Consider the following 11,751-nt stretch of genomic DNA (forward strand, 5'->3'; position numbering starts at 1 on the left):
CTTCAGCATCGCGGCGTTGATGCCGCAGGGTTTCACATAGGCCGACGCATCGAGCTTCACCGGACCGCGCTGGCGGATCTCGCCGCAGCGGAAGGCCGGCTCGCGGCCCTCGACGGCCAGCACGATGTCGAGCAGCGTGATGCGCTCGGCTGGCCGCGCCAGCCGATAGCCACCGGCAGGCCCGGGCACCGATTCCAGGACGCGCGCCGCGCTCAGCATGTTGAGATGCTTGAGCAGATAGCTCGGCGAAAGGCCAAAGGCCTCGGCGAGAGCGGCGCCCGGCATGGTGCTATTGCCTTCCACACTGGCCAGCGTGGCGGCGCAATGGATGGCTGCTTCAACACCCTCGCCCAGCTTCATCGAACAGGTTCCTTATTCATGGATACATACTATCGTGGATAATTCATATCTGCAATAGGAAAATGAAAAACGGCGCTCGAAAGCGCCGTTTTTCTCTTGGGGGAGTTCCTACTCCGCAGCCACCTTGGCCATCGGGTTGTTCGGGTGCGTGGTCCAGTTGGCGTAGACCGGCGATACCGGCCTGCCGGTGCGCTGGCCCATCACACCGGCTGCCAGCGGCTCCATGGTAATGCAGTTCTCGACCGGGCAGACATTGACGCAGAGATTGCAGCCGACACACTCGGCCTCGATGACCTCGAAGTGCCTGACGCCGTCGACCATGCTGGTGATCGCCTGGTGCGAAGTGTCCTCGCAGGCGATGTGGCAGCGGCCGCACTTGATGCAGGCATCCTGGTCGATATGCGCCTTGGCGACGTAGTTCAGGTTGAGATACTGCCAATCGGTGACATTGGGCGTGGCGCGGCCGACGATGTCGTCGAGCGAGGCGTGCCCCTTCTCGTCCATCCAGTTTTCCAGGCCCGCGATCATCTCCTGCACGATCTTGAAGCCGTAGGTCATCGCCGCCGTGCAGACCTGCACATTGCCGGCGCCAAGCGCCATGAATTCGGCCGCGTCACGCCAGGTGGTGATGCCGCCGATGCCGGAGATCGGCAGGCCCTGCGTTTCCGGATCGCGCGCGATCTCGGCCACCATGTTCATGGCGATCGGCTTTACCGCCGGCCCGCAATAGCCGCCATGCGAGCCCTTGCCGTCGATGGTCGGCTGCGGCGCGAAGCTGTCGAGATCGACACCAGTGATCGAATTGATGGTGTTGATCAGCGACACCGCGTCGGTGCCGCCGGCATGTGCTGCGCGCGCGGGCTTGCGCACATCGGTGATGTTGGGCGTCAGCTTGGTGATGACGGGCATACGGGTGTTCTGCTTGCACCAGCGCACCACCATTTCGATATATTCCGGCACCTGGCCGACGGCGGCGCCCATGCCGCGTTCCGACATGCCGTGCGGACAGCCGAAATTGAGCTCGATGCCGTCGGCCTCCGTCTCCTCGACCACAGGCAGGATCGCCTTCCAGGCCTCCTCGACGCAAGGCACCATGAGCGAGACGACGATGGCGCGGTCGGGCCAGTCCTTCTTGACCTGCTTGATCTCGCGCAAATTGACCTGCAGGTCGCGGTCGGTGATCAGTTCGATGTTGTTGAGGCCGAGCAGGCGGCGGTCGGCGCCCCAGATCGCGCCGTAGCGCGGACCGTTGACGTTGACCACCGGTGGGCCCTCCTCGCCCAGCGTCTTCCACACCACGCCGCCCCAGCCGGCCTTGAAGGCGCGGATGACGTTGTAGGCCTTGTCGGTCGGTGGCGCCGAGGCCAGCCAGAACGGATTGGGCGACTTGATGCCGACGAAATTGTTTCTGATATCCGCCATGCTCATGCCCTCCCGTTCGAGGTCAGTGCCCGATTGATGCTCTCCGCAGCGTCGCGTCCCTGCGCGACCGCCGAGACGGTCAGGTCGTCGCCACCGAAGATGCAGTCGCCACCGGCCCAGACCTTGGCAAGCGACGTGCGCCCTTCCGAATCCACCTTGATGCGGCCGGCTTCGAGGCCGATCGATGCACCGCTGCCGTTGAGGGCGGCCGGGACAAAGCTCTGTCCAATCGCCTTGAACACCTGATCGGCAACGAGCGTCAGCGTCTCGCCGGTGCCGGCAAGCCTGTCGCCGTTGAGGGCGGTGTATTCGAGTTCGACGGCAGTGACCTTGCCGCTCTCGGCGATCACCCGCTTCGGCTGCAGCCAGTGACGGATGCTGACGCCATTGGCAGCGGCCAGATCCTGCTCGAACTCAGACGCATTCATGTGCTCCTGGCCGCGCCGGTAGCAGATCGTCACCTCCTCGGCGCCGAGCAGCTTCGACTGTACCGCGGCGTCGATGGCCGTCATGCCGCCACCGATGACGACGACGCGGCGACCAACCGGCAGGCCGGAAAGGTCGCTGGCCTGGCGCAGCTCGGCAATGAACTCGACCGCGTTGATGACGCCGTCAGCGTCCTCGCCATCGGCACGCAGCGCATTGACACCGCCAAGGCCCATGCCGAGAAACACCGCGTCGTAATTGCGGATCAGATCCGACAGCTGATAGTCGCGGCCGAGCGCCTTGCCGTTCTGGATGTCGATACCGCCGATCGCGGTCACGTAGTCGACTTCGGCCTGGGCGAAATCGTCGACGCTCTTGTAGGCGGCGATGCCGTATTCGTTGAGGCCGCCGGCCTTCGCGCGCGCCTCCAGGATGGTCACGTCATGGCCGTGGCGGGCGAGCCGGTGCGCGGCGGCAAGGCCGGCCGGCCCGGCGCCGACCACGGCGACCGTCTTGCCGGTCGGCTCGGCGCGCGGATAAAACTGCTTGTTCTCGCCCATGGCGACGTCGGTGGCGTAGCGCTGCAGGCGGCCGATCTGCACCGGCTTGCCTTCCGCCACCTCGCGCACGCAGACTTCCTCGCACAGCGTCTCGGTCGGGCAGACGCGGGCGCACATGCCGCCCAATATGTTCTGGTCGAAGATGGTCTTGGCCGAACCGATCGGATTACCGGTCGAGATCTGGCGGATGAACAGCGGAATGTCGATCGAAGTCGGGCATGCATTCATGCACGGTGCATCGTAGCAGAAATAGCAGCGGTCGGATTCGACCAGCGCCTCGTGGTGGTCGAGCGGCGGGTGCAGGTCGGAAAAATTATCCGCATACTGGTCGGCCGAGAGCCTGCCGCCCGCAATGCCTTCCCTGAATTGGCCTTCTGGCATCGTCAGTTCCCCATGTTTTCTTTTGGAGAAGGCTAGCACGTTTTATTTTTTTATCAATTGGTCAATTTTCGACGCAAGTCACTGAAAAGGCTCGGCAATAACATGATTTTTTTACTCATATTATTGCGACTGCGGTCGGGCTTGCAGTGCGAGCGAAAGGCCAGGCTCAAGCTTGCGGCCATGGATGGCCCTGACCTCCTGCGCCACCAATTCCTGCAATCGCCACAGATTGCGGTCGCGGATGCCGAATGCTTCGAGATGGCTGACCGTGTTGTAGAGATATTCGGCGCCGGATCCGATATGCCCGCAGGCTCTGGCCAGCACGCTCGCCACTCTGTCCAGCGGCTGGTTCAGCGACGTTCCCCTGCCCTTCACGCCGACCCAGAAGCCGAGCGCGCGCAGCTTACCCTGCGGCGTATGCACCGGCAGCCAGCGAACCGTCTCGATGCTTTCATGGTCGCTGATCTCGCGCCGCAACAGCCTTTCGATCTGCGCCGGCTTCTCACCCTCCGGCAAGCGATAGATCACGCCGTTGCAGCGCCCGCCCCGCTCGAGCGCCATCATCAACCCAGGCTGCTCGGCGCTGCCGCGCCAGCGCACCATGTCGAGGCAGAAGGAGCGGTGCCAGCCGAAGGCTGTGGCGAGCTGTTGCTCGACCGACTCGAATTCCGGCTTCCAGATCAGCGACCCATAGGCGAACACCCATAACGGTCCCTCATCGGCTTCATTGGACAGTCGCAAGGCGAGGGTTCGAAAGTCCTCGTCGTTCATGTCTGTCCAGCTCGGGTCCGGACCGGGATCGGCCTCTTCCCGATGGCACAGTGCGACAAGCTCGGGCGTGAGCGACATCAAGCGCATGGACGACAACCCCTCATGACCGCAGAGAAATCGAAAACCGCTGGATGCGCAATCAGGGAACGCTTGGCACACACACCCATTGTTGTCCGGGCGGTGTCGGATTTCCGTCGTGAGGATCGTCCTATGGTGGACGACGATCGATCCATGAAAGGTGAGGAGACCGAAAATGCCAAAAACCCCGATGCCCTTCTTCTGGTACGAATTGATGACATCAGATCTCGACGCCGCCGAGGCGTTCTACACCCAAGTGGTCGGCTGGACGGCGCAGCCCTTCGATAAGGCACCCGGCATGCCGCGCTACATCGTCATGAATGTCGGCGAACGTGGCGTCGGCGGCCTGATGACCTTGCCCGAGGATGCCGCCAAGATGGGCATGCCGCCTGCCTGGCTCGGCTATATCCACACCAGGGATGTCGATGCCGCAACTGCATCGCTGGAGAAAGCCGGCGGCACCGTTCACCGCCAGCCCGACGACATTCCGGGCGTCGGCCGCTTTGCCGTCGTCGCCGATCCGCAAGGCGCGACCTTCATGTTCCTGCAGCCGAACGGTCCCGACCAGCCTGTCGTGCCGGCCAGCACGCCGGGCCACATCGGCTGGCACGAGCTTTACACGTCGGACTGGAAAGCCGCGTTCGATTTCTATTCCGACCAGTTCGGCTGGGTCGACGCCGGCGATTTCGACATGGGCCCGATGGGCACGTACCAGACTTTTACGGCCGGCCCCGAATCCGGCGGCGGCATCATGAACAAGCCCGCGCAGATCCCGGTCCCGGTCTGGCAATTCTACTTCAACGTTGCGGCCATCGACGCGGCGGCCAAACGGGTCACCGACAATGGCGGCAAGATCCTGATGGGGCCGATGGAGGTCCCCGGCGGCAGTTGGATCGTGCAGTGCCAGGACCCGCAAGGCGCGCACTTCGCCTTGATGGCGCCAGTCCGCTGACGGCGATCGAACACCGCTGACACAAAGTGCGGGCTTTCATCGGACCACCGATGAAGGCCTCTCCCCTGCCTGGCGCCGCCTCATTCCGGCGCCAGCACCGCAACCTTCAACTCAGCTTTTTTCGCGCCGCTGAACTGAACGGTGGCCGGGCCGGGCGCAAGCTTGAAGCGCACGCTCTTGCGGATGCCAGGGCATGTTTTCACGCCACTGTAGCCCGCCGACTTGATGGCCTGGCCATCCTGGATGACATCGATCCAGGCCTCCCCCGAGAGACTTATCTGGATGGCTCCCTCGGATGGCACCTCCACGCTGGCGACGGCCCCGAAACTGTCTGATGCCGGCGCACGTTCGGGCGCTACCGCAAAACCGGCTTTCTCTACCGGCACCAGCGCCAGGTCCGCAGCCGCACCAACCGCCAGTGCCGCTCCGGACGGCGTTGCCGGTGCCGCGGCAAACAGGGTCTGCTCCCGCGTCACGGGCCACTTGAAGGCCTCACAGCCGGCGTCCTCGGCCATGGCAAAGCTGGTGCCTGCAAGAATTGCGAAGAGGCTGATGGCGACTTTTTTCATGGCAAAGGGAACCCACATTTCTAGAGTGGCCGCACTAATACAACCGCAACGATAGAAATACAACCCTTGCGGGAAAAATGTGAAGGGTCAAGCTGGGGACATTTTCAATCACCGATTGTTGACGCCAGGCCATGGGAAGTGAATGGTCCATTCCTGGGCGATAATCTATGGCCGGACGGATTGAAAATGGAGTCATTATGAAGCTTTTCGAAAGCCTCTCCAGATACCAGCCGCAGGCGCTCGGCGTGTTGCGCATCATGACCGCGCTGCAGTTCATCGAGCATGGCAGCCAGAAACTGTTCAACTTCCCCGTCAGCGTCGATCCCCACGCCCTTTCCGGGCTGACCACGACTGCCGCCATCCTCGAATTCGCCGGCGGCATCCTGCTCGCGCTGGGCCTGTTCACGCGACCGGTGGCATTCCTTCTGGCCGGCGAAATGGCGATCGCCTATTTCATGGCGCACATGCCGCGCGACTTCTTCCCGGTCAACAATGGCGGCGATTCGGCGATCTCGTTCTGCTTCATCTTCCTCTATCTGGTGTTTGCCGGCGCCGGCGCCTTCGCGCTGGACAGCCGCCGCAGCGCCTGACGCCAGAAAGAGGATGCGGGCCTGGTGCATGTCGCCCAAAAGTGCCCGGCGGTTTTGGGACAACGACATCCACAAAACAGGAATCTGAAGCGCATCGGCGAAGCCGAAGCGCTTCAAGCACGCATCCGTTCGAAATTGGCGTCGAACAGCGGCACCGCCTGAATGCGCGCCGCATGGCGCTTGCCCAGCAGCTCGATCTCGAAGCCGTCGCTCTCATCAGCGATCTCCTTCGGCACATAGCCGACGGCGACGGATTTCTTCGAATGATGCGCATAGCCACCCGACGTCACCCAGCCGCGCACCGCACCATCGAACCAGATCGGCTCATCGCCAATGACATCGGCATCGTCGGCATCGACGATAAAAGCGCGCAGGCGCAATTTGCCGCCCTGCCTGCGCTCGGCCAGCGCCGCGGCCTTGCCTATGAAATCGGCGTCCTTGCCGTAAGCAACGAAGCGGTCGAGCCCCGCTTCCAGCGGCCCGTAGATCGGCCGGTACTCGCGCCCCCATGAGCCGTAATTCTTGTCCAGCCGCAGCGCATTGAGCGCGCGCGAGCCGAACAGGCCGATGCCGAATTCCCCGCCCGCCGCCATCAGCGCTTGATAGGCGACGCGCTGGTATTCCGGCGCCACCCAGATCTCGTAGCCGAGATCGCCGGTATAGCTCACACGGCCGACCAGGCACGGCGCCATGCCGATATCCATCCGGCCAATGGCCATGAAGGAAAAGGCCGCGTTGGAGACATCCGAGCGCGTCGCCTTTGCCAGCACATCCCGCGCCTTCGGGCCGGCGATCGACAGACCGGTGAGCTTCGCGCCCAGCGACTCGATGCGGACCGATCCATCGTCAGGCAGGTGCTTCTCGAACCAGCGCATATGGTATTGCTCGGCGATGCCGGAGCCGGCGAGGAACCAGCCCTCACTTCCGAGATTGGCGAGGGTGAAATCGCCGATCAGTCTGCCGTCTTCCTTCAGCATCGGCGCCAGCGTCATGCGGCCGGGCTTGGGCAGTTTGCAGGCAAGCATCCGGTCGAGCCAGGCGGCCGCTCCCTCACCCGTCACCTTGTATTTGGCGAAGCTCGAAATCTCCGACAGGCCGACACCGTCGCGAACTGTGGCGACCTCCTTGGCGACCTGCGTGAAATCGCTCGAGCGGCGCCAGGAGAATTCGTCCTTGACGCCTTCCGGCGCGTACCACAGCGGCACTTCCAGCCCATAGGCAACGCCCCATTGCGCACCCTTGGCCGACAGCAGGTCGTAGACCGGCGTCGTCTTCAGCGGCCGCCCGGCGGGCAGCTCCTCATTGGGGAAGCGGATCGAAAAGCGCCTGGAATAATTCTCGCGCACCTTGGCGTTGGTATAGGCCATCGTCGCCCAGTCGCCGTAGCGCGCGACATCCATCGCCCAGATGTCGGCGCCGGGATCGCCCTCGATCATCCAGTTCGACAAAGCGAGGCCGACGCCGCCGCCTTGCGAAAACCCGGCCATGACACCGCAGGCGACCCAGAAGCCCGGCAGCCCGCGCACCGGCCCGACCAATGGGTTGCCGTCGGGCGCGAAGGTGAAAGGCCCGTTGATGATCTGCTTGATGCCCGTGTTCTGGAAGGCCGGGAAATGGCGGAAGCCGACCTCAAGCGACGGCGCGATGCGGTCGATGTCGGGCGCCAGCAATTCATGGCCGAAATTCCATGGCGTCTGGTATTCGGACCATGGCTTGTTGGCCTTTTCGTAAGTGCCCATCAGCATGCCGCCGCGCTCCTGGCGCAGGTAAAGCTCGCCGTCGAAGTCGACCGCGTGGATGATCTCGGTGCCGGTCTTGGCGTTCCAGGCGGCGACCTCCGGCATATCCTCGGTGATCAGGTACATGTGCTCCATGGCCAGCACCGGCAGTTCGAGGCCGACCATGCGGCCGACCTCGCGCGCCCACAGGCCGCCGGCGTTGACGACATGCTCGGCCACCACCTCGCCCTTGTTGGTGATGACCCGCCACAGTCCGTCAGGGCGCCGCACGATGTCCTCGACCTTGGTGAAACGCTCCACTTCCGCCCCAAGTTTCCGCGCGGCCTTGGCATAGGCGTGGGTGACGCCGGAGGGATCGAGATGGCCGTCCTCTTTGTTCCTGACCGCGCCGACGAACTGCTTGGGATCGAGCAGCGGCATCAGTTCGGCCGCTTCGTTGGGCGAGATCTCCTCGAGCTCGATGCCGAGATAGCGGCCCTTGGCGACGACGCCGCGCAGCCAGTCGAGCCGCGCCTCGGTCGCTGCCAGAAGCACGCCACCGGTCAGATGCACGCCGGTCGCCTGGCCGGAAAGCTCCTCGATCTCCTTGTAGAGATTGATCGTGTATTTCTGCAGCTTGGCGACGTTGGGGTCGCCATTGATGGTGTGCATGCCCCCGGCCGCGTGCCAGGTCGAGCCTGAGGTCAGCTCGTCGCGCTCGAGCAGGACAACATCGGTCCAGCCGTGGCGGGCGAGATGGAACAACACGGAGCATCCGACGACGCCACCGCCAATGACCACGACCTTTGCATGCGATTTCATGGATTTTTTCTCTGATATCAGTGAGTTGAATGGGTGAATGGATTCAAGCTGGGAACGATCACGGCTCGCCCTGCCCGATCGCTTCCTTGCGCCTGGCCATGTAAGCCTCTAGCGCCTCGCGCACGGCGATATCCATCACCGGCTCGACATAGTCCTCCAGCGCTTTCTTCCACAGCCGCGTTGCGCGTGCCGTGGCGTCGAGGCCGCCGGCTTCCTGCCAGGCTTCGTAATTCTGCCAGTTGGACAGCATCGGCTGGTAGAAGGCAGTGGCGTAGCGCTCCAGCGTGTGCGGCTCGCCGAAGAAATGCCCACCGGTTGGCACCGCACCCAAAGCCTCGACGGCGAGTTCCGCCTCATTGACTTCGATCGGGCGCAAGAACTCCATCATATGCTGGATCATCTCGACATCGATGATGAGTTTTTCGAACGACGCCGTCAGCCCGCCCTCCTGCCAGCCGGCGGCGTGGTAGACGAGGTTGCCGTGGCCGAGCACCGCCCCCCACAGTGCCATCAGCGTCTCATAGGCGCCCTGCGCGTCGGCGGCATTGGAAGCCGAGCCCGGCGTCGTGCGGTAGGGCAGCCCGTAGCGCCGCGCCAGTTGCCCTGACGCAATGTTGGCCTTGGTGTTCTCGGGCGTGCCGAAGGCCGGCGCGCCCGACTTCATGTCGACATTGGAGGTGAAGGCGCCATACATGACCGGCGCGCCCGGACGGACAAGCTGCGTCAGCACGACGCCGAACAGCGCCTCGGCATTCTGCTGCGCCAGCGCCCCGGCCAGCGTCACCGGGCTCATCGCCCCCATCAGCGTGAACGGCGTCACCGCCACCGACTGGCCGAACTCGGCCATGGTCATCAGGCCTTCGGCCATCATCTCGTCGAAGCGGCGCGGGGAGTTGACCGAGATGATGGTGGTGATACCGGGATCGTCGCGCATCTGGTCGAGCGTCAGCCCACGCGAAATCGCCATCATCTCGATGCCGTCCAATGCCCTGCCCCGGCCGATCGCCGAGACATGGAAACTCTTGTCGGTCAGCGTCAGATTGGTGAAATAAGTGTCGAGATGGCGAGAGTTTGCCGGCAGCTCCACCGGCGCGCAGACCTGGTTGCCCAGCATGTGGATGCAGTTGAAATGCTGCGCCAGCCGTGTGAGATCCGAATAGTCGCGCAAATTGCCGGCGCGGCGGCCGCGCTCCATGTCATGGACATTGGGCGGCCCGGCAACGAGGGTGAAATTGATGGTGTTGCCGCCCAGATGAACCGCGTTGGCCGGGTTGCGCGGCGTCAACACATAGCTGGGCTGCGTGGTCTTCAGCACGTCTTCGATCAGGCCGCGATCGATGCGGACATTCGCTGAGGCATGATCGACCCTGGCGCCGGCCTTCTCGAACAGCGACAGCGCGCGCGGACTCATCACCTCGATGCCGAAATTCTCCAATATGTGCATCGACGCCTGATGGATCTGCTCGATCTGATCGGGCGACAGCATGGCCATTGGCGGATAGGGATTGGTCACCCGCCTGAGCGGCAGTTGCGGAATGGCCGATGGCCCCCGATTGCTGGTGCGCTCGGCGCCGCGTTTGCGTCTTGGTTCGTTCATGCCTGGCATCAAAGCCCCGGCAAACCAGGCAAGCTGTCATAAATACGCCGTTTGCGGGCGTGATTTTAGCCACGGCGGCATTTCCGCAGTATCCATTTATAGAATACGACGAAATATGTCGGATTGTTGATATGGGATTTCCTCGAGCGACCGCTCGGGCGAAGCGTTAATGGACGCTGCAAGATTCCCTTTATGATTTCGGCCTATTGCTCTGCCGATGCGTAGTTCGAGTTTTAGTAAAATTGGTGCGGTTTGCGTGCTGCTGGCGCTTTCGGCCTGCGCCACGCCGCCCAATCACATCAACAATGTCTGCGCCGTCTTCGACCAGAATGACGGCTGGTTCGACAACTGGCAGTCTGCCGCCGAGCGCACCCAACAGAAATATGGCATTCCCGTTCCCGTACTGATGGCGACGGTGCGCAAGGAATCGGGCTTCAAGAGCAATGCAAGGCCGCCGCGTACCAAGCTGCTCGGCTTCATTCCGTGGAAGCACGTCTCCACGGCCACCGGCTTCTCGCAGGCGCTGGACGGCACCTGGTCGCAATATCAGCGCGAGACCGGCAACTGGGCGGCGCGGCGGACGAAATTCGCCGATGCGGTCGATTTCGTCGGCTGGTATCATTCCAAGACATCTGACACCTACGGCGTCGCCCGCAACGACACCTACAATCTCTACCTTGCCTACTATCTCGGCTGGACCGCCTATGGCCGCGGCAACAGGGGCGATGCCGGTGTGCAGGGCTATGCCCGGGCCACCGACAAGATGGCGCGGGACTATGCCCAGCAGTTGAGCGAGTGCGGGAACTGAGCTTGCCGCATCGTTGATCTCGATCTTCGGACTGTCAGCTCGGCCTTTTGCCGCGCGGACGCTTTGGTGGCGTGCCAGCAAAACCGGGGCCATCGCCATGCGGCGCGTCGTCCGGCATACCTTCGTGCGCGGCGTGTTCCTTGTCGAACTTGATCACGGGCTCCATCTTGGCCAGCACGTCGTCGGAGAGCCAGCACAGGCTCATATGACCGTCGCCGAGATGCTTGACCGGCGGCACCTTGGTCTCGCAGAGATTGTCCGGCACCAGCTTCTTGTAGCCGCAACGGGTCTGGAACGGACACCCGGATGGCGGGTTCATCGCCGACGGGATGTCGCCTTCCAGCACGATGTGCTTCTTCACGACACTCGTGTCGGCGATCGGGATCGCCGACAGCAGCGCCTCGGTATAGGGATGATAGGGCGGTGCGAAGATCTGGTCGGTCGTGCCTTGCTCGACGATATAGCCGAGATACATGACGACGACGCGGTCGGCGATGTAGCGAACGACGGACAGATCGTGGCTGATAAACAGCATCGTCGTCTTGTTCTTGCGCTGGATGTCCATCAGCAGTTCGGTCACCGCCGCCTGCACCGACACGTCCAATGCCGAGACCGGCTCGTCGGCCACCACCACCTTGGCGTCACCGGCACAGGCCCGCGCCCCGCCGATGCGCTGCCTCTGGCCGCCCCAAAGCTG

11 protein-coding genes are annotated in these 11,751 nt (G+C 63.2%); 3 read left to right on the forward strand and 8 right to left on the reverse strand.

All coding sequences use genetic code 11. The annotated features are described in order from the left end of the window. From EN884_RS07430 to EN884_RS07445, 4 genes are all read right to left on the reverse strand, one after another. Positions 1–360, reverse strand: a 360-nt coding sequence (locus EN884_RS07430) for an Rrf2 family transcriptional regulator (protein WP_164894942.1), incomplete at its 3' end; no start/stop codon positions are given. 108 nt (positions 361–468) lie between these two features. After that, complete coding sequence (gene preA / locus EN884_RS07435) at positions 469–1,782, reverse strand: NAD-dependent dihydropyrimidine dehydrogenase subunit PreA (protein WP_128360515.1); 1,314 nt, start codon at positions 1,780–1,782, stop codon at positions 469–471. Between the two features lie 2 nt (positions 1,783–1,784). Beyond that, positions 1,785–3,149, reverse strand: a complete 1,365-nt coding sequence (locus tag EN884_RS07440) for an NAD(P)-dependent oxidoreductase (protein ID WP_063168508.1) — start codon at positions 3,147–3,149, stop codon at positions 1,785–1,787. A 120-nt stretch (positions 3,150–3,269) separates the two neighbouring features. Further along, positions 3,270–4,007, reverse strand: a complete 738-nt coding sequence (locus tag EN884_RS07445) for a gamma-glutamylcyclotransferase (protein WP_024501513.1) — start codon at positions 4,005–4,007, stop codon at positions 3,270–3,272. A gap of 166 nt (positions 4,008–4,173) precedes the next feature. Between EN884_RS07445 and EN884_RS07450 the strand changes: the two genes are divergently transcribed. After that, complete coding sequence (locus EN884_RS07450; RefSeq protein ID WP_013530891.1) at positions 4,174–4,950, forward strand: VOC family protein; 777 nt, start codon at positions 4,174–4,176, stop codon at positions 4,948–4,950. An 80-nt stretch (positions 4,951–5,030) separates the two neighbouring features. Here EN884_RS07450 and EN884_RS07455 read toward each other — a convergent pair whose 3' ends face one another. After that, entirely contained in the window at positions 5,031–5,519 is a 489-nt protein-coding gene (locus EN884_RS07455) for a hypothetical protein (protein WP_084652544.1), read from the reverse strand. A gap of 197 nt (positions 5,520–5,716) precedes the next feature. Here EN884_RS07455 and EN884_RS07460 point away from each other — a divergent pair, with 197 nt between their 5' ends. Continuing rightward, positions 5,717–6,109, forward strand: a complete 393-nt coding sequence (locus tag EN884_RS07460; protein WP_013530889.1) for a DoxX family protein — start codon at positions 5,717–5,719, stop codon at positions 6,107–6,109. Between the two features lie 113 nt (positions 6,110–6,222). On the opposite strand, the gene EN884_RS07465 is transcribed toward EN884_RS07460, so the two are convergent. Beyond that, positions 6,223–8,649, reverse strand: coding sequence for an FAD-dependent oxidoreductase (locus EN884_RS07465; protein WP_063168509.1), 2,427 nt, complete (start codon positions 8,647–8,649; stop codon positions 6,223–6,225). Between the two features lie 58 nt (positions 8,650–8,707). Next, on the reverse strand, positions 8,708–10,246 hold the full coding sequence (locus tag EN884_RS07470; RefSeq protein ID WP_024501515.1) for a trimethylamine methyltransferase family protein: 1,539 nt from the start codon (positions 10,244–10,246) through the stop codon (positions 8,708–8,710). Positions 10,247–10,463: 217 nt separating this feature from the next. Between EN884_RS07470 and EN884_RS07475 the strand changes: the two genes are divergently transcribed. Then, complete coding sequence (locus EN884_RS07475; protein WP_013530886.1) at positions 10,464–11,054, forward strand: transglycosylase SLT domain-containing protein; 591 nt, start codon at positions 10,464–10,466, stop codon at positions 11,052–11,054. Between the two features lie 34 nt (positions 11,055–11,088). Here EN884_RS07475 and EN884_RS39375 read toward each other — a convergent pair. Next, a partial coding sequence (locus EN884_RS39375; protein ID WP_245491905.1) for an ABC transporter ATP-binding protein occupies positions 11,089–11,751 on the reverse strand: 663 nt, incomplete at its 5' end.

The sequence above is a fragment of the Mesorhizobium sp. M7A.F.Ca.AU.001.01.1.1 genome (assembly GCF_004022735.1).
In the GTDB taxonomy this organism is placed as follows: domain Bacteria; phylum Pseudomonadota; class Alphaproteobacteria; order Rhizobiales; family Rhizobiaceae; genus Mesorhizobium; species Mesorhizobium ciceri.

Excerpts from the sequence above, each read along its gene's own strand:
- preA (WP_128360515.1), bottom strand. The coding sequence starts at position 1,782 with ATGGCGGATATCAGAAACAATTTCGTCGGCATCAAGTCGCCCAATCCG.
- EN884_RS07440 (WP_063168508.1), bottom strand. The coding sequence starts at position 3,149 with ATGCCAGAAGGCCAATTCAGGGAAGGCATTGCGGGCGGCAGGCTCTCG.
- EN884_RS07445 (WP_024501513.1), bottom strand. The coding sequence starts at position 4,007 with ATGCGCTTGATGTCGCTCACGCCCGAGCTTGTCGCACTGTGCCATCGG.
- EN884_RS07450 (WP_013530891.1), top strand. The coding sequence starts at position 4,174 with ATGCCAAAAACCCCGATGCCCTTCTTCTGGTACGAATTGATGACATCA.
- EN884_RS07455 (WP_084652544.1), bottom strand. The coding sequence starts at position 5,519 with ATGAAAAAAGTCGCCATCAGCCTCTTCGCAATTCTTGCAGGCACCAGC.
- EN884_RS07460 (WP_013530889.1), top strand. The coding sequence starts at position 5,717 with ATGAAGCTTTTCGAAAGCCTCTCCAGATACCAGCCGCAGGCGCTCGGC.
- EN884_RS07465 (WP_063168509.1), bottom strand. The coding sequence starts at position 8,649 with ATGAAATCGCATGCAAAGGTCGTGGTCATTGGCGGTGGCGTCGTCGGA.
- EN884_RS07470 (WP_024501515.1), bottom strand. The coding sequence starts at position 10,246 with ATGAACGAACCAAGACGCAAACGCGGCGCCGAGCGCACCAGCAATCGG.
- EN884_RS07475 (WP_013530886.1), top strand. The coding sequence starts at position 10,464 with ATGCGTAGTTCGAGTTTTAGTAAAATTGGTGCGGTTTGCGTGCTGCTG.